The organism is Enterobacter sp. E14S, from assembly GCF_055666685.1.
The window spans coordinates 69191-90393 of record NZ_JBVODQ010000012.1; the positions used below are offsets into that span (position 1 = coordinate 69191).

At 56.9% G+C, this 21203-nt stretch carries 21 protein-coding genes; 4 read left to right on the forward strand and 17 right to left on the reverse strand.

Going from position 1 to position 21203, the window contains the following annotated elements; genetic code table 11:
* Positions 1-10 precede the first annotated feature (10 nt).
* Positions 11-1321, reverse strand: a complete 1311-nt coding sequence (locus tag ACZ6J2_RS19410) for a conjugal transfer protein TraF (protein WP_471726469.1) — start codon at positions 1319-1321, stop codon at positions 11-13.
* Positions 1322-1493: 172 nt separating this feature from the next.
* The gene (locus tag ACZ6J2_RS19415; protein WP_023310041.1) at positions 1494-1982 is read right to left on the reverse strand and encodes a cupin domain-containing protein; all 489 of its coding nucleotides are present in this window, start codon (positions 1980-1982) and stop codon (positions 1494-1496) included.
* A gap of 114 nt (positions 1983-2096) precedes the next feature.
* On the opposite strand from ACZ6J2_RS19415, the gene zur reads away from it, so the two are divergent.
* The gene (zur, locus tag ACZ6J2_RS19420; protein WP_008503369.1) at positions 2097-2609 is read left to right on the forward strand and encodes a zinc uptake transcriptional repressor Zur; all 513 of its coding nucleotides are present in this window, start codon (positions 2097-2099) and stop codon (positions 2607-2609) included.
* 69 nt (positions 2610-2678) lie between these two features.
* On the opposite strand, the gene ACZ6J2_RS19425 is transcribed toward zur, so the two are convergent.
* The 4 genes from ACZ6J2_RS19425 to ACZ6J2_RS19440 form a co-directional block, all read right to left on the reverse strand.
* Positions 2679-2888, reverse strand: a complete 210-nt coding sequence (locus tag ACZ6J2_RS19425; protein WP_014830284.1) for a CsbD family protein — start codon at positions 2886-2888, stop codon at positions 2679-2681.
* 120 nt (positions 2889-3008) lie between these two features.
* Positions 3009-4346, reverse strand: a complete 1338-nt coding sequence (dinF, locus tag ACZ6J2_RS19430; protein ID WP_471726470.1) for an MATE family efflux transporter DinF — start codon at positions 4344-4346, stop codon at positions 3009-3011.
* Between the two features lie 63 nt (positions 4347-4409).
* Positions 4410-5018 carry a transcriptional repressor LexA gene (lexA, locus tag ACZ6J2_RS19435; RefSeq protein WP_023310039.1) on the reverse strand — a complete coding sequence of 203 codons (609 nt, stop codon included), beginning with the start codon at positions 5016-5018 and terminating at the stop codon, positions 4410-4412.
* 108 nt (positions 5019-5126) lie between these two features.
* Entirely contained in the window at positions 5127-5495 is a 369-nt protein-coding gene (locus ACZ6J2_RS19440; protein WP_023334158.1) for a diacylglycerol kinase, read from the reverse strand.
* Between the two features lie 154 nt (positions 5496-5649).
* Here ACZ6J2_RS19440 and plsB point away from each other — a divergent pair, with 154 nt between their 5' ends.
* A complete protein-coding gene (gene plsB / locus ACZ6J2_RS19445; protein WP_023334157.1) occupies positions 5650-8070 on the forward strand; it encodes a glycerol-3-phosphate 1-O-acyltransferase PlsB in 2421 nt (806 codons plus the stop codon).
* Between the two features lie 118 nt (positions 8071-8188).
* Here the strand turns inward: plsB and gntU are convergent, their stop codons facing one another.
* The 5 genes from gntU to ACZ6J2_RS19470 all read right to left on the reverse strand — a co-directional run bounded on the left by gntU (position 8189) and on the right by ACZ6J2_RS19470 (position 13140).
* On the reverse strand, positions 8189-9529 hold the full coding sequence (gene gntU / locus ACZ6J2_RS19450; protein WP_010436459.1) for a gluconate transporter: 1341 nt from the start codon (positions 9527-9529) through the stop codon (positions 8189-8191).
* 3 nt (positions 9530-9532) lie between these two features.
* A complete protein-coding gene (gene gntK, locus ACZ6J2_RS19455) occupies positions 9533-10060 on the reverse strand; it encodes a gluconokinase (RefSeq protein ID WP_008503362.1) in 528 nt (175 codons plus the stop codon).
* A gap of 126 nt (positions 10061-10186) precedes the next feature.
* Positions 10187-11182: a gluconate operon transcriptional repressor GntR gene (gntR, locus tag ACZ6J2_RS19460; protein ID WP_213751942.1), complete on the reverse strand. Its 996-nt coding sequence runs from the start codon at positions 11180-11182 to the stop codon at positions 10187-10189.
* A gap of 101 nt (positions 11183-11283) precedes the next feature.
* On the reverse strand, positions 11284-11979 hold the full coding sequence (locus ACZ6J2_RS19465; protein WP_003861565.1) for a pirin family protein: 696 nt from the start codon (positions 11977-11979) through the stop codon (positions 11284-11286).
* A 123-nt stretch (positions 11980-12102) separates the two neighbouring features.
* The gene (locus ACZ6J2_RS19470) at positions 12103-13140 is read right to left on the reverse strand and encodes an oxidoreductase (RefSeq protein ID WP_325760879.1); all 1038 of its coding nucleotides are present in this window, start codon (positions 13138-13140) and stop codon (positions 12103-12105) included.
* 256 nt (positions 13141-13396) lie between these two features.
* Between ACZ6J2_RS19470 and yhhY the strand changes: the two genes are divergently transcribed.
* Positions 13397-13885: an N-acetyltransferase gene (gene yhhY, locus ACZ6J2_RS19475; protein ID WP_045143059.1), complete on the forward strand. Its 489-nt coding sequence runs from the start codon at positions 13397-13399 to the stop codon at positions 13883-13885.
* A gap of 88 nt (positions 13886-13973) precedes the next feature.
* Here yhhY and ggt read toward each other — a convergent pair whose 3' ends face one another.
* Positions 13974-15719: a gamma-glutamyltransferase gene (ggt, locus tag ACZ6J2_RS19480; protein WP_072210884.1), complete on the reverse strand. Its 1746-nt coding sequence runs from the start codon at positions 15717-15719 to the stop codon at positions 13974-13976.
* Between the two features lie 123 nt (positions 15720-15842).
* Here ggt and ACZ6J2_RS19485 point away from each other — a divergent pair, with 123 nt between their 5' ends.
* The gene (locus ACZ6J2_RS19485; RefSeq protein ID WP_471726471.1) at positions 15843-16220 is read left to right on the forward strand and encodes a DUF2756 family protein; all 378 of its coding nucleotides are present in this window, start codon (positions 15843-15845) and stop codon (positions 16218-16220) included.
* Here ACZ6J2_RS19485 and ugpQ read toward each other — a convergent pair.
* The 5 genes from ugpQ to ugpB form a co-directional block, all read right to left on the reverse strand.
* The gene (gene ugpQ, locus ACZ6J2_RS19490) at positions 16204-16950 is read right to left on the reverse strand and encodes a glycerophosphodiester phosphodiesterase (RefSeq protein WP_029742186.1); all 747 of its coding nucleotides are present in this window, start codon (positions 16948-16950) and stop codon (positions 16204-16206) included. The genes ACZ6J2_RS19485 and ugpQ overlap by 17 nt on opposite strands.
* Positions 16947-18017 (reverse strand): sn-glycerol-3-phosphate import ATP-binding protein UgpC, encoded by a 1071-nt coding sequence (locus tag ACZ6J2_RS19495; RefSeq protein WP_080329950.1) that lies wholly within the window; start codon positions 18015-18017, stop codon positions 16947-16949. Before ACZ6J2_RS19495 ends, ugpQ begins: the two co-directional genes overlap by 4 nt.
* A gap of 1 nt (position 18018) precedes the next feature.
* A complete protein-coding gene (gene ugpE / locus ACZ6J2_RS19500; protein WP_028015153.1) occupies positions 18019-18864 on the reverse strand; it encodes a sn-glycerol-3-phosphate ABC transporter permease UgpE in 846 nt (281 codons plus the stop codon).
* Positions 18861-19748: a sn-glycerol-3-phosphate ABC transporter permease UgpA gene (gene ugpA, locus ACZ6J2_RS19505; protein ID WP_238458432.1), complete on the reverse strand. Its 888-nt coding sequence runs from the start codon at positions 19746-19748 to the stop codon at positions 18861-18863. Before ugpA ends, ugpE begins: the two co-directional genes overlap by 4 nt.
* Positions 19749-19868: 120 nt before the next feature.
* Complete coding sequence (gene ugpB / locus ACZ6J2_RS19510) at positions 19869-21185, reverse strand: sn-glycerol-3-phosphate ABC transporter substrate-binding protein UgpB (protein WP_023310025.1); 1317 nt, start codon at positions 21183-21185, stop codon at positions 19869-19871.
* Between the last annotated feature and the right edge of the window lie 18 nt (positions 21186-21203).

Consider the following 21203-nt stretch of genomic DNA (forward strand, 5'->3'; position numbering starts at 1 on the left):
CCGGTGGACTTTAGAACGTCATGCTCAGCTGAGCCCCGGCGCCCCAGGTTTCATCCTCGCCGTACAGGCCCATCAGGTCAACATGAACGGTACTGAACGGCGCGAAGCCGACACCGCCGGTAAAGACATTGCTGTCGTTACCCTTCACGTCCGCGCGATAACCCGCACGCACCGCCAGCCAGCTGAGCGGCGTAACCTCAGCACCGACCCCCACGTACTGCGACGTATCTTCGCTCTTGAAGCCTTTGGTTTCCGTCAGATCGCCATCGGCGGTCAGCGTCACCAGGTCGTTATGCCAGGCGGCGCCGGCGGTCACCAGCGGACGGATCTGGTAGGTGTCTTTGTAGCTCACCACTTCTCCCGTCCGGCCGTTGCGGATACGGATATCTTTGGTGTCGATATCGCGCGACATCAGGTTTTGCCCGCTCACGCCAACCGTCCAGTGTTCGCCGAAATCAGCCGCAATACCGGCATCGACGTTAAAGCCCGTGTCGTCCGTGCGGTAGCGGCTGTCGTTCCACTTATTACTGTCGTAATCGTAGATTGACGTGGTGTAGTTATAGACCCAGGTTTTTTGCAGCTTTGGCGTCACGCCTACGGAAACCGGGACGCCGCCGAGGTCAAACTGACGGGCAACGGCAACACCATAGTCGGACACAATCGCTGCCCGGCCAGACGCCGTTGAGTTGAGGTTTTTAGTAATCTGATCCGTGCCGTTCAGCGCAGCGTCCAGAGCAACACCGGCAGCCACCACTTTGCTTTGTTGAATACCGCGCAGATAATCAATATCTTGCTGATCGATAGACGAGTTCACCCGGCCATGTGCATAGCCTTTCGCCATAAAGGCCACGGAAAGCACATCGTTAGGGATACTCACGGCAAGCCCTGCACCTGCCGTCGCGCGTGCGGTTTTGCCCTTGAGGTAGTCCAGCTCATCGGCCAGATCTTTGGCCGCGCCCTGGAATTGATTAATGGAACCTAACGGATTGGTGATGATCTCCCTTGGCGTGAGGTCATCAACCACATCCTTATAGTGATTGATTTTGTCGTTGATGGTATCAATCTCGTCCTGCAGATTGTCCTCATCCGTCACCTGTACGCCAACGGACGGCAAAATGACCGTCACATCATCGTCCGGTTTTGCCTTTGCCAGCAACGCGGGGTTGATTAACGCCCCGCTACCATAGCTCCCGGAGGCAGCGCCAGTGCCACCCATTGCGTCGCTACGTGATTCTGTCCAGGTATTGGCTGCTCCCGCCTGATTTGCCATAAACAAGGAAACAGCGATACTAACCACCGAAAATTTAAAATTTTTTTTCACAGTATGCCCGTTATAGTCTGTTATGAAATAACCCCTGTCTGTTATCACCCAAACAGGAACGAACTATTGCTGTGAATAAGTAGTAAAAGACCCGCTATTTCTATCCCTAAGTAAAACTCCCTTACGGCCTGTTATATTTTGTGACGGCCCTCAATATTTATAGAAGAGGAAATTATTTTTTCCCAGGTTTTCCATCATGCGGTCCAAAAAACTGGGGCGGGTGGTCTACCCAGCGATCCTCACGGGTAGCGGCATACACGGGGTTGAGCGGATAGTAGATGCGGTTGTGCTTCTTGTTGGCCTCGCCAACGACCAGTAACCGCACCTCTTCATCCGTGTTGTTGATAAAGGTGTGGCAAATACCGGTTCCGGCAGGAAACCCCACGCTGTCGCCCGGTTCAAGTTTCCATAAATAGCCATTAATCCACGCTTCTGGATGACCTTCGAGCACATAAACGAACTCTTCTTCATCGCTTTCCGCATGCGGATAGGACGTCCTGCGCCCGGGCGGTAAACGCTCGTGATGGATACCAATGCGCCCGAGCCCAAGCTTGCGAGCCAACGGGGCGCCGATAGAAAAACGCTCATCGCTATCTGGATAGGTCGAATCATCCGCGCCTTCAACGTCGCGCCAGTGCCGAATACAGTCAGGTTTTTTCATTGTTTATTTCCCGTTTTGCAATGGGTCAGGTATAGCACAGACTGGCGGATCTCGGCGTTTTTACCAGAACATGATAAAGTGGGGGTTTCCGTCCTATAACATCCGGGGTGCTAAATGGATAAGTCCACAAAAGAGCTGTTAGCGCAGGCCGAAAAGCTGTGCGCGCAACGCAATGTGCGCCTGACTCCGCAGCGCCTTGAAGTATTACGTCTGATGAGCCTGCAGCAGGGTGCCATCAGCGCTTACGATCTGCTCGACCTGCTCCGCGAAAGCGAGCCGCAGGCGAAACCACCGACCGTGTATCGCGCCCTGGATTTCCTGCTGGAACAAGGATTCGTGCATAAAGTTGAGTCCACAAACAGCTATGTGCTATGCCATCTGTTCGATCAGCCCACCCACACATCGGCGATGTTTATCTGTGACCGCTGCGGCGTGGTGAAAGAAGAGGCTGCGGAAGGCGTGGAAGATATTATGCATACGCTGGCAGCGAAAATGGGCTTTGCCCTGCGTCATAACGTGATTGAAGCGCACGGGCTCTGTTCCGCGTGCGTGGAGGTGGAAGCCTGCCGTCATCAGGACGCATGTCAGCACGACCACTCTATCCTGGTGAAGAAAAAGCCGCGTTAGCGGCAAAAGAAAAGGCGGCTCATGGCCGCCCTCAGGGTGTACTTCCTTGTACTTGCGGGTATAGCCCGGTTACCAGCGGTAGTCGTTGCGTTTTTCCCAGTCGCCCACTTCTTTTTCCGCCTGGTCTTTCGCGTAGCCGTAACGCTCCTGAATTTTACCGACAAGCTGATCGCGTTTACCTTCAATGACGGTCATATCGTCATCGGTCAGCTTACCCCACTGTTCTTTCGCTTTACCTTTGAACTGCTTCCAGTTGCCGCCGATTTCGTCTTTATTCATCATCGTGTCCTCTTAGTTAAGCGTCGGGTCGTAACGTCCGTTACGTTCTTTTCTGCTGGACGTGATAATTATTGTAGTTAAGGATTCGGCAGTTGATTTCATATTCGGAATCTTTAACCGTCACGATATATCGTGACGTGAAGGGAACCAGGTATCGTTTTGCCAGTGACGGTGCCAGATAAAAGCCAGGGATATCCCTCTCAGCGAGAGGAAAACGGCCAGGGCCAGCCACAAACCGTGATTACCCAGCCAGGGAAGCGTCAGGAGCGTCAGGCCAAATCCGGCCGCAGCGACCGCCATGCTGTTACGCATTTCCGCTCCGCGCGTCGCACCAATGAACATGCCGTCCAGCAGATAACACCAGACGCCGACCACCGGTAAGATGACTTGCCAGATGAGATAGTGACTCGCCAGCTCGCGCAGCGCAGGGAGAGAGGTAAGCAATGCAACGATTTGCTCACCGAAGCAGGCGTAAACCAGACCAAAGGCCAGCGCCACCAGCCCCGACTGACGGCAGGCAGCCCGCCACACCTCCCGAAGCTGCCCGCTTTCGCGCGCGCCGTACGCCTGCCCGGAATGCGCTTCAACCGCGTAGGCAAATCCGTCCAGCGCATAGGCGGTAAAGGTCAGAAGCGTCATCAATACCGCATTCACCGCAACGATTTCCGGCCCCAGTCGAGCCCCGAAAACCGTCAGCGCGCCGAAGCAGAGCTGAAGAAGAAGCGAGCGCAGCATGATGTCACGGTTGAGCGCCAGCAGCTTACGGATATTGCCGCGCCATGCGGTTTTGAGCAGCGCCAGGGAGATCCCGCGCATGGCCAGCACACGCCGGACCATCCACAAGCCAATGATAAAGGTCCCGTATTCGGCAATCGCCGTCGCCAGCGCCGCGCCCTGCACGTTCATATGCAGACCCATGACCAGCCAGACGTCCAGAACAATGTTGAGCAGATTACCCACCACCAGCAAAATCACGGGCGCGCGGGCGTACTGAACGCCCAGTAGCCACCCCAGCAGAACCAGATTTGCCAGCGAGGCGGGTGCGCTGAGCCAGCGAATTTCAAGGAAACGTCGCGCCTGCGCCAGTACCGCCTCGCTGCCACCGACAACGTGGAGCGCAAGGTCGATAAGAGGCGCACGTAATAAAACGATTAACGCCCCCGCGCCAAGCGCAAGGATCAGCGGCTGGACCAGCGCGCGCGCCAGACGCCGCGGATCTTTAGCACCATAAGCCTGTGCCGTGAGCCCGGTGGTGCTCATGCGCAAAAAGAGCAGCAGCATAAACAGGAAGCTGGTTGCCGTCGCGCCAATCGCCACGCCGCCAAGATAAACAGGTGAATCAAGGTGACCAATAACGGCAGTATCGACCAGACCCAGCAAGGGAACGGTGATATTGGAGAAAATCATCGGCAGAGCAAGACGCCACAATGCCTTATCGGATGCCGTCAGCAGTGACATGAAAAATACCGGGAGTCGAGAATGAAGCAGGCTACAGCGGCGCCATAGCCTGTCAGCAAGAGATTACAGCCATTCACCGTTGCGAATGACCCCAACCGCCAGTCCTTCGATAGAGAAGTTGTGTTCGCGGAGATCGACCACAATCGGAGAGAACTCGTTGTTTTCAGGCAGCAGCTGAACGGTGTTACCCTGTTTTTTCAGACGCTTGACGGTAACTTCATCATCAATGCGCGCGACAACTACCTGGCCGTTACGCACATCCTGCGTTTTGTGCACCGCAAGTAGATCGCCATCAAGAATACCGATGTCTTTCATCGACATACCACTAACGCGCAGCAGGAAATCAGCACTCGGTTTGAACATGCCAGGATCGACCTGGTAATGGCCTTCAATATGCTGCTGTGCCAGTAAAGGCTCACCGGCAGCAACACGGCCTATCAGCGGAATGCCCGTCTCTTCTTCCACCAACAGGCGGATACCGCGTGACGCGCCTGAAACAATCTCAATCACGCCTTTACGCGCCAGCGCTTTCAGGTGTTCTTCGGCAGCATTCGGAGAACGGAAGCCCAGACGCTGCGCGATTTCCGCACGCGTGGGTGGCATACCCGTCTGGCCGATATGATCCCGGATGAGATCAAACACCTCTTGCTGCCTGGTCGTTAACGCTTTCATTCCGCCCCCTGGGTGTATATACAGTTATGCTGTGAGTATATACAGTCAAAGGCGATTTTGGAACCAAAAACTGCACAAAAAACCAGGGACTTAATTATTCCTCGAGGCTCATCGGAAATGTGACCAAAGCAGGGTGACCCAGGTGATAACAGCAGTGATAATCGCCAGCAACACGGCAGCAGAGCCCATGTCTTTTGCGCGGCCAGAAAGCTCGTGGAAATCTGAACCAATGCGATCAACAACGGCCTCAATAGCGCTATTAAGAATTTCCACTATCATCACCAGAAGCACGGAACCGATAAGAAGTACGCGGGTAATAGCATCAACATCAAGGAAACAGGCGATGATCACCGCGATGATAGCGGCGACGCCCTCCTGGCGAAAGGCGGCTTCGTTGATCCACGCGGCACGGAAACCTTTCCATGAATAGCCGGCGGCTTTGATGATACGCGTTAACCCAGTGGTATTATTGGCCATTAAAAGAACCTTTTATGAAAAAAAGCGTCAGTAACAGGAACTGTAGCGCGTTTCGCTACAGCCTGAAGTATGACGGGTAACAACAGAAATTTTGCGCGCTTTCTGTTATCCTTGCGCCGCAATTGCATTATTAACCAGAGGCTTTACATCGTTTATGTCCGGCTGGCCACGAATTTACTACAAATTACTTAATTTACCATTAAGCATCCTGGTAAAAAGCAAGTCTATCCCAGCAGAACCCGCGCTGGAATTAGGGCTCGATACGTCGCGTCCTATTATGTACGTTTTGCCTTATAACTCGAAGGCAGACTTACTGACGCTTCGCGCCCAGTGTCTGGCGCATGACTTACCGGACCCGCTTGAACCGCTTGAAGTTGACGGTACGCTGCTGCCGCGCTACGTGTTCATTCACGGTGGACCGCGCGTGTTTACCTACTACACGCCAAAAGAAGAGTCCATCAAGCTGTTCCACGACTATCTCGACCTGCACCGCAGCAACCCCGATCTGGATGTGCAGATGGTGCCGGTATCGGTGATGTTTGGTCGTCGTCCGGGCCGTGAAAAAGGTGAAGAGAACCCGCCGCTGCGCATGCTTAACGGCATCCAGAAGTTCTTCGCGGTCTCCTGGCTGGGACGCGACAGCTTTGTGCGTTTCTCCCCTTCCGTTTCGCTGCGTCGAATGGCGGACGAGCACGGCACCGACAAGATCATCGCGCAAAAACTGGCGCGCGTGGCGCGTATGCACTTCGCCCGCCAGCGCCTGGCTGCCGTAGGGCCGCGTCTCCCGGCGCGTCAGGATCTGTTCAACAAGCTGTTGGCCTCCAAAGCGATTGCCCGCGCCGTTGAAGACGAAGCGCGCAGCAAGAAAATCTCGCATGAGAAAGCCCAGCAGAACGCCATTGCGCTGATGGAAGAGATTGCAGCGAACTTCTCTTACGAGATGATTCGCCTGTCCGATCGTATTCTCGGCTTTACCTGGAACCGCCTGTATCAGGGCATCAACGTTCATAATGCCGAACGTGTGCGTCAGCTGGCGCATGATGGCCATGAGATTGTCTATGTTCCCTGCCACCGCAGCCACATGGACTACCTGCTTCTTTCCTACGTGCTCTATCACCAGGGTCTGGTACCGCCGCACATTGCTGCCGGTATCAACCTGAATTTCTGGCCAGCAGGTCCGATTTTCCGCCGCCTGGGCGCGTTCTTTATCCGTCGTACTTTCAAGGGCAATAAGCTCTACTCCACCGTGTTCCGCGAATATCTGGGCGAGCTGTTCAGCCGCGGCTATTCCGTTGAATACTTCGTGGAGGGCGGTCGTTCCCGTACCGGACGTCTGCTCGATCCGAAGACCGGCACGCTGTCGATGACCATTCAGGCGATGCTGCGCGGAGGAACCCGTCCAATCACGCTGGTGCCAATCTACATTGGCTATGAGCACGTGATGGAAGTGGGCACGTACGCCAAAGAGCTGCGCGGTGCGACCAAAGAGAAAGAGAGCCTGCCGCAGATGCTGCGCGGTTTGAGCAAGCTACGCAATCTCGGTCAGGGCTACGTGAACTTCGGCGAACCGATGCCGCTAATGACGTATCTGAACCATCACGTTCCCGAGTGGCGCGAGTCCATCGATCCTATCGAAGCGATTCGTCCGGCCTGGCTGACGCCAACGGTCAACGGCATCGCGTCCGAGCTGATGGTGCGTATTAACAACGCCGGTGCGGCTAACGCCATGAACCTGTGCTGTACGGCGCTTCTGGCTTCGCGTCAGCGCTCGCTGACCCGCGAACAGCTCACGGAGCAGCTGGATTGCTATCTGGACATGATGCGCAACGTGCCGTATTCCGTTGATTCAACCGTGCCTTCTGCTACCGCCAGTGAGCTTATCGATCACGCGCTGCAGATGAACAAGTTTGAAGTCGAAAAGGACACGATCGGCGACATCATCATTCTGCCGCGCGAGCAGGCAGTGCTGATGACCTACTACCGCAACAACATCACCCATATGCTGATGCTGCCGTCGCTTATGGCGGCTATCATCACCCAGCATCGCCGTATTTCGCGTCAGGAGCTATTGCGTCACGTTGAGACGCTCTATCCGATGCTGAAAGCGGAGCTGTTCCTGCGCTGGAGCAAGGACGAGCTGGCGGGCGAACTGGACAAACTGACGGAAGAGCTGCGTCGTCAGGGGCTGATCACCGTCTCAAATGACGAGCTGCACATCAATCCGTCGCGTTCCCGAACCCTGCAACTGCTTGCGGCCGGTGCGCGCGAAACGCTGCAGCGCTACGCCATTACGTTCTGGCTGCTGAGTGCGAACCCGTCTATCAACCGCGGTACGCTGGAGAAAGAGAGCCGGACGCTGGCACAGCGCCTGTCGGTTCTGCACGGCATTAACGCCCCTGAATTCTTCGACAAGGCGGTCTTCAGCTCTCTGGTGCTGACGCTGCGTGACGAAGGCTTTATCAGCGATACGGGCGATGCCGAGCCGGAAGAGACGCTGAAGGTGTACCAGATGCTGGCAGAGCTGATCACCTCGGACGTGCGTTTAACGATTGAGAGCGCGACGCAGGGCGAGTGATGTGAAAAAGCCGGGTGGTGGCTTCACCTGACCCGGCCTGGCGTTCTGCATAATAGAAAGGCCCGGTAAGCGTTAACGCTACCGGGCCTTATTTTTGAGCCTTGTTAAATCACCGCCCTCAGCTCAGCAGCGTAAAGGCTATCATCCCGACAATCGCACCCGTCGTACCGAGGATGGTTTCCATCAGCGTCCAGGTTTTCAGGGTTTGCGCTTCGGTGGCACCGGTAAATTTACCGAACAGCCAGAAGCCTGCGTCGTTAACGTGAGAGACCACAATCGAACCGCCCGCGATACAGATAGACAGCGCGGCCATCTGCGCACCGGAGTAGTTCAGCTGTTCAATCACCGGCATCACCAGACCCACGGCGGTTAAACACGCCACGGTTGCGGAACCCTGGATGATACGCACCGCCGCGGCCAGTACGAAGCAGGTTACCGCAATCGGCAGGCCCATCCCGGTCAGCGCTTCGCCCAGGGCCGGACCCACGCCGGAATCCACCAGCACCTGCTTGAACACGCCGCCGGCACCGATCACCAGCAGGATAATACCCGCAGGCTGCAGCGCGGCACCGCAGATCTCCATCACCCGGTCTTTTGGCATCCCCTGGCGCATCGCCAGGCCGTAAATCGCCACCAGACAGGCCACCAGGATCGCCGTGAACGGGTGACCGATGAACTCGAACCATTCGTAGGCGCTGGAACCCACCGGCACAAAGCGCGCGGCGATGGTTTTCAGACCCACGAGAACCAGAGGGAGCAGGATCAGCGACAGGCTGAAGCCGAAGGACGGCATTTTGCCCTCGCCCAGGTGCGGCTCGGTGATGTCGTCCGGAATGTGTAGCTCAACGTAACGGCTGATGAAGTTGCCCCACAGCGGACCGGCAATAATCATCCCCGGGATTGCCGCGCACAGGCCAATAAGGATCATCCAGCCAAAGTCAGCGTGCATCTGGGACGCCAGCAGCATCGGCGCAGGCCCAGGCAGCAGAAACGCTGCGGCCGCCGCCACGCCCGCAAACAGCGGAATAACTAGCTTCACGAGGTTAGTGCCGGTATGGCGCGCCATGGAGAACGCGACGCTTATCAGCAGCACTACGGCCACTTCGAAGAACAGCGGCAGCGCGCAAATCAGGCCAGCCAGACCAATCGCGTAGTGCGCGCGGCTGTGGCCGAAGGATTTCAGCATTTTGACGGCAATCTGGTCGACCGCGCCCGTCTCGTGCAAAATCTTGCCAAACATCGCGCCAAGGGCGACCACAATCGCCAGGAAGCCCAGCGTGCCTCCCATCCCTTTTTCCATCGTCGCGGCGATCTTGTCGAGCGGCATACCGGAAAAGAGACCTGCACCTATAGAAACCACCATCAAAGCGACAAAAGCGTGCATACGCGCCTTCATCACTAAAAACAGCAGCAGCAACACGGAACCCACTGCTGTCAAAACTAGCGTTAATGTACTCAAAACTTACTGCCTTTTATTAATGACCTCGATGGTGCTGGCAACAACACCTTCCAGTGACTGATCGATATCAACCACTAAGACGTCTTTCTCATCTTCGCCCGGCTCCTGCAGCGCTTCGAACTGCGTCACCAGCATCTGGGTTTTGAAGAAGTGACCTTTACGCGCCTTCAGGCGGCTTTCAATCACCTCGAAATCCCCTTTCAGGTAGATGAAAGAGAGGTTCGGGTTGCCGTCGCGTAGCAGGTCGCGGTAAGTTTTTTTCAGTGCAGAGCAGACGATCAGGGAGACTTTGTTGGTGCGCTGCATGGCGAACGCGGCGTCATTCAGCGCCTGCAACCACGGTTTGCGGTCGTCGTCGTTCAGCGGCTCGCCTGAGGCCATTTTCATGATGTTGCTGCGCGGATGGAGGAAGTCGCCATCAAGGAACGCAGCCTGGAGTTGATGCGCCACTTCGCTGGCTACGGCTGATTTCCCGCTACCGGAAACGCCCATCAGGACGTAGACGTGGTGATCGTGATTAGTCGTGCTCAAAGGGTGTCCCTCAGTCAATTGTTACGGGTAACAGTTATCGGTAACATTGTCCTGCCGGGGCAAAAGAGAAGCAATATCCAAACGTGCGCGAAGTGAATAAGTGTGAGCTACTTCAAATTTGTCAGTTCAAATAGATCCACCCGGTGACAAGGTGAAACCTAAATCTAACATTTTTGGGGTAACCGTCTCGCCACGAATGCGCGCCAGCAGGCGTTCTGCGCCAATGCGGCCCATACGTTCACGCGGGGTCAGGACGCTCGCCAGCCGCGGCTCCATCACCTGGCCAATGTCGTGGCCATGGAAACCGGCAATTGCCATATCATCAGGGATCTTGAGCCCCAGACGCTGACACTCAAACGCCGCGCCGACCGCAAGGTCATCGTTGGTGCAGAAAATACCGTCCAGTTGCGGATACTCGCGTCGTGCCTGACGCATCAGCTCAATACCCGACGTATAGGAAGAGGACTGCTCCACCATCACGCTGTAGGGGATTAAGTTCGCGTCGAGCATCGCCTGCTCGTATCCCTTCTGTTTGATGATAGTACGTTCATCAAGACGCGCACCCAGATAGGCGATATGACGATGCCCACGGGCGATGATGGCCGCCGTCATCTGGCGCGCCGCTTCGAAGTTATCGAACCCCACGGCGATGTCGAGGCACGGCGACTGGCTGTCCATCAGCTCCACCACCGGGATACCGGCCACTTCGATCATTTTAAGCGTGCGGGCAGTGTGGGTACGTTCCGTTAAAATCAGGCCGTCGATGTTCCAGGAAAGCATCGATTCAAGACGTTCCTCTTCCAGCTCCGGCTTGTACCCGTAGTGGGCGAGCATGGTCTGATAGCCAAAAGCATCGGTGACGCTTTCAATACCGCGCAAAACTTCGGCGAAAACCTGGTTGGTCAGGGAAGGAAGCAGGACGCCCACCGCACGGCTTGTCGCATTGGAAAGAATATCGGGCGCGCGGTTGGGGATATAACCCAGTTCATCAAGGGCAGCGGCAATCTTGCCACGTAACGCCACGGAAACCTGTTCCGGGTTACGTAAAAAACGGCTGACCGTCATTTTGGTCACACCGACGCGATCGGCGACATCCTGAAGTACGGGGCGTTTCTTTTTCATCGTCCTGAGAAATCTTGAAGTGAGAGATTTGCTCAGTTTATCACGGACAAAGCCCATCCTTCCCCTGTCAAAGGGAAGGATGGGCATTTATTTATGATTTATTACACCGGCGGCAGGTCAAACAGCAGAATTTCACTTTCGCTGTCGGCATGCACGGAGAGCGCCTGCTCATCCCAGACGGCCAGGCCATCGGCGGTTGTCGCTTTGGTGCCGTTGATGGACACTTCACCTTTCACCACCTGGATCCAGACGCGGCGGTTGGCGGCAATCTGGTGCACAGACTGTTCGTCTTTCGCCAGCGCCCAGCGGTACAGCTCCATATCCTGATGAACCTTCAGAGAACCTTCACGCGCATCCGGGGACAGCACCAGCTGTTTGCCCTGTTTCGCGTCGAAGCGGCGCTGCTCGTAGCGCGGCGTGATGCCGGTCTCTTCTGGAATGATCCAGATTTGATACAGGTGCAGTTTTTCCGTTTTGCTCGGGTTGTACTCGGAGTGACGCACCCCGGTACCCGCGCTCATAATCTGGAACTCGCCCGCCGGAACCTGCTCTTTGTTACCCATGCTGTCCTGGTGCTCAACCGCCCCTTCCAGCACATAGGTCAGGATTTCCATGTCTTTGTGCGGGTGGGTACCGAAGCCCTGGCCTGCATCAATCACGTCGTCGTTAATCACGCGCAGTGCGGAGAAGCCCATGAAGTTCGGGTCGTAGTAGTCGGCAAACGAGAATGAATGCCATGAGTCCAGCCAGCCATGATTCGCGTGACCACGTTCGTTTGCTTTGCGTAAGTAGATCATTGTTTTCACCCTCAGTTCGTTTCGATGGAGTAAGTGTGGACGCAAACCGCCTGGGATCATAGAGGGTGAAAATTGACTCCTCTGTTCAAAAATTATGAACAAGCGCAGAGGAGCCGTTTTTGCTTATTTCGCGAGGGTTACCGTGGCAGGAGAAGCCTGCTCGAAGGCCCGCTCGAGGATTTCCAGGTTGGTCAGAACGTCAGATTCCTTGACGTAATTCGGCGCGCCGGTTGTGAGAGTTTCATACAGCGCATCGTAGACGCGGCCATAGTCGCCAATTTCCGGTTTCATCTCTTCCCTGACCGTCACGCCCTCATCGTTCACGTACTCCAGAATGCCCACGGAATCATCCGCCGCAAAGCCCGGCTCACCCGGCATGATGTTGGCCTTCAGGCTGGTCTCCTGCTGGTCGATGCCGTACTTGATGAACGAGCCTCGGGTTCCGTGAACGATAAATTTCGGATAGTCGATTTTCACCAGATGGCTGGTTTTGACGATGGCCTTCAGGTCGCCGTAAAACAGCTGTGCTTCAAAGGTGTCGTCCGGGTTGGCTTTATTACGGAGGCTGCGGATGTCGTATGCGACATGATCCGGTCGGCCAAACAGGGAGATGATCTGGTCCATGGTATGCACGCCCAGACCATAGAACGAGCCGTCCTGCGGCAGGCCGGGTTGGGTTTCCGCTACCGGACGGTAGTAATCGAAGTGGCTTTCGATTTCCACAATGTCGCCCAGCTTGCCGCTTTCAATCGCCTTTTTCGCCGTCAGGAAGCAGCTGTCAAAGCGACGGTTCTGATACGGCGTAACGGTCAGGCCTTTACTTTTCGCCAGCGCGAACAGCTCTTTTGCTTCGGCGATGGTCGGAGTGAACGGTTTTTCCACCAGCACGTTTTTGCCCGCTTCCAGCGCGCGTTTCGCATAGTCGAAGTGGCTGTCGGCGTGCGTGCAGACGACAACCAGTTTGACCTGCGGGTCGTTAAGAACTTCATCAAGATCGCTGGTGAAATGGATATGAGAATACTGCGGGGATTGCTCTTCCGGCTTCGCGCGGCGGCGGAAGACGTGCGCGACGTGCCAGCTGTCTTTACGGTTGAGAACATACGGCAGGTGGTAGCGGGTCGTACTTTTACCAAATCCAATAAATGCGCAATGTAGTGTCATGGCTCAGTCCTTTTGGAAGGTTACTGAGTCTAACCATAACAAAAAAAAAGCCAGCTAAAAGCTGGCTAAAGTAATACTGGAAGCAATGTGAGCAATGTCGTGCTTTCAGGTTCCCGTAGCGGTCTTCCTGAATGCAGGGCAATAATAATCATTCTCATTCGCACTTGTCCAATACTTTTTGCAAAAAATAGCGGTTGACTCAAATTTTAAAGTCATTGATGTTGGAAGGGACGTTTAACTGACTGAGGAATAAGGAATGAGTGAGATAGTGATACGCCATGCGGAACCGAAAGATTATGACGCCATTCGTCAGATCCACGCCCAGCCGGAGGTGTACCACAACACGCTACAGGTTCCTCATCCCTCTGAGCAAATGTGGCAAGAACGGCTATCCGACCAGCCCGGAATCAAGCAGCTCGTCGCCTGCATAGACGGTCATGTAGCTGGCCATCTGTGCATCGTCGTCGCGCAACGCCCGCGCCGCAGCCATGTGGCTGATTTTGGGATTTGTGTCGGCGCGCAATGGCAAAACCGGGGCGTTGCCAGCGCTCTGATGCGCACCATGATTGATATGTGCGATAACTGGCTGCGCGTTGACCGCATTGAGCTGACGGTATTTGTCGATAACGAACCGGCGATTGCGGTGTACAAAAAACACGGGTTCGAAATTGAAGGCACCGGCAAACGCTATGCCCTGCGCAACGGCGAGTATGTGGACGCGTATTATATGGCGCGAATGAAGTAGTTTGTTGCCCTCACCCTAACCCTCTCCCACAGGGAGAGGGCATGAAAAACGTAGGCCGGGTAAGGCGAATCCGCCACCCGGCAAACCATCAATACCCCGCCGACAAATCATCTACCGAACGCGGATCCGACGCGCCAAACAGCGCCCCATCCGGCCCGACCATAATACTCTGGGTGCTGCCCATCGCCTCTTTCACCGCCACCTTCTGTCCGCGCTGCTCCAGCAGCTTGATGGTGTCCGGGCTAAAGCCCTTCTCGACGCGCAGCTCGTCCGGCAGCCACTGGTGGTGGAAACGCGGGGCATTGGTCGCTTCGGCGACGTTCATCCCAAAGTCGATGCTGTTCACCACCATCTGCAGCACGGTGGTGATAATACGGCTCCCGCCAGGGCTGCCGGTTACCAGCCAGGTTTTCCCGTCTTTCACGACAATGGTGGGCGACATGGACGACAGCGGACGCTTCTTCGGCCCTACCGCATTCGCATCGCCGCCCACCAGCCCGTAGACGTTCGGCACGCCCGGTTTGGCAGAGAAGTCATCCATCTCGTTGTTCAGCAGAATGCCGCTGTTGCCCGCCACAATCCCGGTGCCGAAGGTGGTGTTGAGCGTGTACGTCACCGCCACCGCGTTACCGTCTTTATCCACCACCGAGAAGTGGGTGGTCTGGTTGCTTTCATACGGCGCCAGCTTGCCGGGGCGGATCTCGCTCGACGGTTTGGCCTTGTTGATGTCAATCTGATCGGCAATGGATTTGGCATACGCCTTGTTGGTCAGCGCCTGCCACGGCACCTTCACGAAGTCCGGATCGCCGAGATATTCAGACCGGTCGGCGTAGGCGCGTTTTTCCGCTTCCGCCATCACCTGCATGGCGTCCGCGCTGCCGAAGCCGAACTTGTGCATATCGAAGTTTTCGAGAATATTGAGGATCTGCACGATGTGGATCCCGCCGGAGGACGGCGGCGGCATGGAGAAGACCTCGTAGCCGCGATAGGTGCCGCTAATTGGCTCGCGCTCCACCGCCTTGTATTCCGCCAGATCCGCTTTGGTGATGAGCCCGCCGTTCTTCTGCATCTCTTCGGCAATCTGGTCGGCAATCGCCCCTTTGTAGAAGGCGTCCGGACCGTGCTCCGCAATCAGCTCCAGGCTTTTGGCGAGGTTCTTCTGCACCAGCCTGTCGCCCTTCTTCAGCGGCTCGCCGCCTTTCCAGAAGATGGCCTTGCTGTTTTCGTGATTCGGAATCACTTCGCTGCCGTAGGTCTTGAGGTCGTCCGCCAGCGCATCGTTTACCACAAAGCCGTCGCGCGCCAGCTTGATGGCAGGCTGCACCACCTTGTTCAGCGGCATCGTGCCGTATTTTTCCAGCGCCAGCGAGAAGCCCGCAACGGTGCCCGGCGTGCCGGTGGCGAGATGCGAGGTCAGGGATTTTTTGCTGTCAGGGTTACCCTGATCGTCGAGGAACATATCGCGTGACGCCTGAGAAGGCGCCATTTCGCGAAAATCGATGGCGGTGGTTTTGCCGTCTTTGGTGCGCAGCATCATAAAGCCGCCGCCGCCCAGGTTTCCCGCCTGCGGATGCGTCACCGCCAGCGCATAGCCGACGGCGACCGCTGCATCCACCGCGTTACCGCCCTGCCTGAGAATATCGACGCCCACTTTTGTTGCCAGCGCATCCACTGACGCCACCATGCCATGGGTTGCCCGCACGGGATGAAAAACATCTTCCTCCACGCCGTAAGAGACCGGAGGCGCCGCTGGCGGGTTGGCCGCCACGCTAAATGTACCGCCTGCCATCAGCGCGGCGATGGCGACCCAGCGCAAAAACGTTGGTTTCATCATTATTGTTCTCCAGGTGAAGGGATCCATATTCCCCGCTTAAGCCTGGTTCACAACTCCTAAAAAATCATCGTCATGGTGAAATCGGGGTAAACTTAAGAGAGACCTCAAAAGGAGGAAATGACAATGAAACGCTTATTGATTCTTACGGCGCTGATCCCGTTTGCCGCGCTCGCACAGCCACTCAACACCCTGAACAACCCGAACCAGCAGGGTTACGTTATCCCGAGCCAGCAGCGTATGCAGACGGAGATGATGAGCCAGCAACAGCAGCAGAAAGGGATGCTTAATCAGCAGCTTAAAACGCAGACCCAGATGCAGCAGCAAAGCCTGCAAAATCAGATGAACGCCAACACCCAGCGCGTGCAGCAGGGGCAGATGCGCGAGCAGCCGCTGCCGAATAAAAACGGCGGGATGTTAGGGGGAATGACGTCGTCAGGCAGCGGACAGCAGCACATGCTGCCGCCGCAGTCGAATGGCAGTATGCTTAATCCGCAGAACTAAAGTCCGGGCCGATCAGGTCGATTGCATCGGTACAGATGCTGTCCACGCCCCAGCGCAGCAGTTCGGCTGCGCGCTGGGGTTTGTTAACCGTGTAGACCAGAATATGCAGGCCTGCGTCCTTCAGCATCTTCACCCGCGCCTCATCCAGCAGCCTGTGGTTGAGATGGATAGAAACGCACGCTAAGCGTGCCGTCAGCTCGCGCCAGTCCTCGCGCCACTCGTCAAGCAGCAGCCCGCGCGGCAGCTCCGGTACGGCCGCCTGTGCGGCCTCCAGCGCATCGATTTCAAATGATGACAGCAGCGGCGCGGTCATCCCTTCCCACAGTTCGCGCGCGGCAAGGGCAATGACTTTGCCCGTCAGCGGCCCGGTGCCGGTGGTCGGTTTGATTTCGATATTGGCCATCATGCCGTGCTGGCGACAGCGATCGGCCACTTCCGCCAGCAGCGGCAGCGGTTCGCCTTTGAATTCGCCGCTGTACCAGCTTCCGGCGTCCACCTTCAGCAGATCGCGCCACGGCAGCTCGCCCGCCACGCCCCAGCCATTGCTGGTGCGTTCGAGGTTATCGTCATGCAGCAGGAAAATTTCGCCGTCTTTCGACAGCTTGGCGTCGAACTCGATCATCGTGTGACCGTAGCGCGCGCCAACGTCAATCGCCGCCAGGGTGTTCTCCGGCGCCAGCTTACCGCCGCCCCGGTGGGCGACGACGTGGGGATAAGGCCAGTTGCTCATACTCGTTGTCCTGTTTCACCGTCAAACAGGTGCAGATGGTTTTCCGGCAGGTGCAGCCACAGCGTGCTGCCTGCTTTCGGGCGCTCCTGATGTGCCAGGCGCACCACCATTTTTTGTTCGCCCCAGCGCCCGTGCGCCAGGTTATCTGCACCCAACATCTCCAGCGTGTCCATCACCAGCGGCACGCCGCCGTCCGCCTGAGAGGTTAAACCGATATGCTCGGGGCGGATACCGAGCGTCATCTTACGCCCGGCGTAGCCACGATAGTACCAGTTGATCGGCAACGCCATCCCGCTTTCCAGCTCAAAATGCGTGCCCGCGCTGCTGATACGCCCTTCCAGCAGGTTCATTGCCGGGCTGCCGATAAAGCTCGCCACAAAGCGGGTGGCCGGTTTCTCGTACACTTCCACCGGAGTGCCAATCTGCTCGGCGATGCCTTTGTTCATCACCATCACGCGCTGGGCGAGGGTCATGGCTTCGACCTGATCGTGGGTCACGTACAGGGAGGTGGTTTTCAGCCGACGGTGCAGCTGCTGCAGCTCAAGACGCATCTGCACGCGCAGCTTGGCGTCGAGGTTAGAGAGCGGCTCGTCGAACAGGAATACCGCCGGATCGCGTACGATGGCGCGCCCCATCGCCACGCGCTGGCGCTGGCCGCCGGAGAGCTCGCGCGGGCGGCGCTTCAGCAGGCCGTCCAGCTCGAGAATTCGCGCCGCCTCTTTCACCCGCTCGTCGATATGGCCTTTGCCCATGCCGCGGATTTTCAGCCCCCAGGCCATGTTCTCTTCCACGCTCATGTGCGGATAGAGTGCGTAGTTCTGGAACACCATCGCAATGCCTCTGTCTTTAGGCTCCATCTCGGTGACGCGCTGGCGGTCAATCCAGATATCCCCGGAAGTCACGCGCTCCAGCCCCGCCACCATGCGCAGCAGGGTGGATTTGCCGCAGCCGGACGGGCCGACCATCACGATGAATTCTCCGTCCGCCACGTCGAGCGTCAGCGGCTGAATCACCTGGGTTTTGCCATCCCAGCTTTTGGTTACTGCCTGAAGTTTTAAACCTGCCATCTTATTTCTCGCTATCGACCAGGCCGCGGACAAACGCGCGCTGCATGGCTAAAACAATGACTACGGGTGGGATAAGGGTGAGCAGCATCGCCGCCATCACCTGGTTCCAGAGGGTGGTGCCTTCGCCAGTGGCGATCATGCCTTTGATGCCCGCCACGGCGGTGCCGAGGTTGACGTCCTGAATAATCAGCAGCGGCCACAGGTACTGGTTCCAGCCGTAGATAAAAGTGATCACAAACAGCGCCGCAAGGTTGGTTTTCGACAGCGGCAGCACGATGTCGCGGAAGAAGCGCATCGGCGACGCGCCGTCGATGCGCGCCGCTTCAATCAGCTCGTCCGGCAGGGTCATAAAGAACTGGCGGAACAGGAAGGTGGCGGTCGCCGAGGCCATCAGCGGCAGGGTTAAGCCCGCGTAGCTGTCGAGCATCTTCAGGTTGGCGATCACTTCTACCGTCGGGAAGATACGCACCTCCACCGGCAGCATCAGGGTGATAAAAATCATCCAGAAGAAGAGGTTACGCAGCGGAAAGCGGAACCAGACGATGGCGAAGGCCGAAAGCATCGACACCGTAATTTTGCCGACCGTAATGCCAAACGCCATGATGAAGCTGTTGAGCATCATCAGCCAGAACGGCGCGCTGTTGGCGCCCACGCCCTGGGTCCAGATGGTCTTCATGTTCTCGAACAGATGCCCGCCGGGGATCAGCGTCATCGGCGTGTCGAACACCGCTTTGGTGTCCAGCGTGGCGGCGACAAACGCCACGTACAGCGGGAAGAGGATGACGATAATCCCTAAAATCAGCATGGTATGGCTGAAAATCGTCAGCCCGCGACGGTTCTCAATCATTGGTAGCGCACCTTACTTTCGACATAGCGGAACTGCACCACCGTGAGGATGATGACGAGGAACATCAGTACGACCGACTGCGCGGCGGAGGCGGAGAGATCCAGACCGGCGAAACCTTCGCGATAGATCTTATAGATAAGCGTCGTGGTCGCCTGCACCGGGCCGCCTGCGGTCGCCGCGTCGATCACCGGGAAGGTGTCGAAGAAGGCGTACACGAGGTTAACCACCAGCAGGAAGAAACTCACCGGGGCGATCAGCGGCAGCGACAGCCTGAAGAAGCGACGAATGGGCCCTGCGCCGTCAATTGCCGCGGCTTCCACCAGCGAGCGCGGAATGGACTGCAGCGCGGCAAAGAAGAACAGGAAGTTGTAGCTGATCTGCTTCCACACCGAGGCGAACACCACCAGGAACATCGCCTGACCGCTGTTCTGGGCATGGTTCCAGTCGTAGCCCAGTTCGGCCAGGAAATGGGTAATCAACCCGCGCCCCGGGTTAAACAGGAAGATCCACAGTACGGCGGCGACGGCGGGAGCCACGGCGTAAGGCAGCAGCATCAGCGTTTGATACAGGCGGCTGCCGCGTACCACGTAATCCACCAGCGCGGCGAAGAACAGCGAGGCAATAAGGCCGCTCACGGTGACCAGCGCGCTGAACTTGATCGTCGTCCAGAAGGAGTCCAGATAGTAGCCGTCATGGAACAGCGCGGTGAAGTTGTCCAGGCCAACAAACTGGCTGGAAAGCCCGAACGGATCGACGCTTTGTACCGAGTACCACAGCGCTTCGCCCGCAGGCCAGATAAAGAAGATAACGGTGATGACCAGCTGCGGCGCGACCAGAAGATAAGGCAGCCAGCGGGAACGGAACACCGGACGGGATGATGACATTGAGATTTGGTTCCTGGCGATTTCGGTTTTCTCCCTCTCCCTGTGGGAGAGGGTTGGGGTGAGGGCATCAGGCCGCATTAATCCGTAAGCCCGGAACGCTGCGCGTCACCGGGCATTTTTTTACGATTTGGTCGACTGCTCAAAGCGGCGCAGCAGCTGATTCCCGCGCTCTACCGCAGAGTCCAGCGCCTGCTGTGGCGTTTTCTTCCCGGTCCACACGCTTTCCAGCTCTTCATCCACGATGGTGCGGATCTGCGGCATGTTGCCCAGACGCAGGCCTTTGGTGAACGGCAACGGCGGCTTGTTCAGCATCTGACGCGTCGCAATGTCCGCGCCCGGGTTCTTGCTGTAGAAGCCCTGCTCGCGGGTCAGGTCGTACGCGGCTTTGGTGATCGGCAGGTAGCCGGTCTTCTGATGCCATTCGGCGGCGTTTTCAGGCTTCGCCAGGAAGTCGAGGAATTCGGCTACGCCTTTGTAGGTGCCCTTGTCTTTACCCTGCATCACCCACAGGCTCGCCCCGCCGATGATGGCGTTCTGCGGCGCGCCCTTCACGTCAGCGTCGTACGGCATCATGCCCACGCCGTAGTTGAATTTGGCGTAGTGACGGATATCCGCCAGCGAGCCGGAAGAGGCGGTGGTAATGGCGCAGTCGCCGTTGTAGAACTTCTCGGTGGATTCGTCTTTACGTCCGAAGTAGCTGAAGTCGCCCTTCTTGTTCAGATCGGCAAGCAGCGCGATATGCTTCACCTGCTCCGGCTTGTTGAACTCCAGTACCGCGTCGGTGCCGTCGAAGCCGTTGTTTTTGGTCGCCACCGGCAGGCCGTGCCAGGCGCTGAAGTTTTCAATCTGGATCCAGCCCTGCCAGCCGCTGGCGTAGCCGCACTTCATCCCCGCAGCTTTTAGCTTCGCGGTGTACTCCGCCAGGTCCTGCCAGGTTTTTGGCGGCTGCTCCGGGTCTAAACCGGCTTTTTTGAAAGCGTCTTTGTTGTAGTACAGCACCGGCGTGGAGCTGTTAAACGGCTGAGACAGCAGGTGGCCGGTTTTGGAATCGGTGTAGTAACCCGCTACGGTCGGCACGAACTGCGACTCATCGAAGTTGATGCCAGCTTCTTTGAACACTTCATACACCGGTTTGATGGCTTTGGAGGCCATCATGGTGGCGGTACCCACTTCATAAACCTGCAACAGCGCAGGTGCGTTACCGGTACGGAAGGCGGCGATGCCCGCGCTCAGGCTCTGCTCGTAGTTACCTTTGTACACCGGCACAATTTTGTAATCCGGGTGGGTGTCGTTGAAACGCTGCGCCAGGGAGTCAACTTCTTTACCCAACTCCCCTTCCATGGAATGCCAGAACGGAATGGTGGTGACAGCCATTGCGTTCGTCGCAAAAGCCAGACCCAGTGCCAGACCCAAAGCTGTGTGTCGTAACGATGTCATTGTCATCTCTCTTATTGT

What these genes read in the sequence shown, in the direction of transcription:
- ACZ6J2_RS19415 (WP_023310041.1), bottom strand. Translation starts at nt 1,982, where the DNA reads ATGAAAAAACCTGACTGTATTCGGCACTGGCGCGACGTTGAAGGCGCG.
- zur (WP_008503369.1), top strand. Translation starts at nt 2,097, where the DNA reads ATGGATAAGTCCACAAAAGAGCTGTTAGCGCAGGCCGAAAAGCTGTGC.
- ACZ6J2_RS19425 (WP_014830284.1), bottom strand. Translation starts at nt 2,888, where the DNA reads ATGAATAAAGACGAAATCGGCGGCAACTGGAAGCAGTTCAAAGGTAAA.
- dinF (WP_471726470.1), bottom strand. Translation starts at nt 4,346, where the DNA reads ATGTCACTGCTGACGGCATCCGATAAGGCATTGTGGCGTCTTGCTCTG.
- lexA (WP_023310039.1), bottom strand. Translation starts at nt 5,018, where the DNA reads ATGAAAGCGTTAACGACCAGGCAGCAAGAGGTGTTTGATCTCATCCGG.
- ACZ6J2_RS19440 (WP_023334158.1), bottom strand. Translation starts at nt 5,495, where the DNA reads ATGGCCAATAATACCACTGGGTTAACGCGTATCATCAAAGCCGCCGGC.
- plsB (WP_023334157.1), top strand. Translation starts at nt 5,650, where the DNA reads ATGTCCGGCTGGCCACGAATTTACTACAAATTACTTAATTTACCATTA.
- gntR (WP_213751942.1), bottom strand. Translation starts at nt 11,182, where the DNA reads ATGAAAAAGAAACGCCCCGTACTTCAGGATGTCGCCGATCGCGTCGGT.
- ACZ6J2_RS19465 (WP_003861565.1), bottom strand. Translation starts at nt 11,979, where the DNA reads ATGATCTACTTACGCAAAGCAAACGAACGTGGTCACGCGAATCATGGC.
- ACZ6J2_RS19470 (WP_325760879.1), bottom strand. Translation starts at nt 13,140, where the DNA reads ATGACACTACATTGCGCATTTATTGGATTTGGTAAAAGTACGACCCGC.
- yhhY (WP_045143059.1), top strand. Translation starts at nt 13,397, where the DNA reads ATGAGTGAGATAGTGATACGCCATGCGGAACCGAAAGATTATGACGCC.
- ggt (WP_072210884.1), bottom strand. Translation starts at nt 15,719, where the DNA reads ATGATGAAACCAACGTTTTTGCGCTGGGTCGCCATCGCCGCGCTGATG.
- ACZ6J2_RS19485 (WP_471726471.1), top strand. Translation starts at nt 15,843, where the DNA reads ATGAAACGCTTATTGATTCTTACGGCGCTGATCCCGTTTGCCGCGCTC.
- ugpQ (WP_029742186.1), bottom strand. Translation starts at nt 16,950, where the DNA reads ATGAGCAACTGGCCTTATCCCCACGTCGTCGCCCACCGGGGCGGCGGT.
- ACZ6J2_RS19495 (WP_080329950.1), bottom strand. Translation starts at nt 18,017, where the DNA reads ATGGCAGGTTTAAAACTTCAGGCAGTAACCAAAAGCTGGGATGGCAAA.
- ugpE (WP_028015153.1), bottom strand. Translation starts at nt 18,864, where the DNA reads ATGATTGAGAACCGTCGCGGGCTGACGATTTTCAGCCATACCATGCTG.
- ugpA (WP_238458432.1), bottom strand. Translation starts at nt 19,748, where the DNA reads ATGTCATCATCCCGTCCGGTGTTCCGTTCCCGCTGGCTGCCTTATCTT.
- ugpB (WP_023310025.1), bottom strand. Translation starts at nt 21,185, where the DNA reads ATGACATCGTTACGACACACAGCTTTGGGTCTGGCACTGGGTCTGGCT.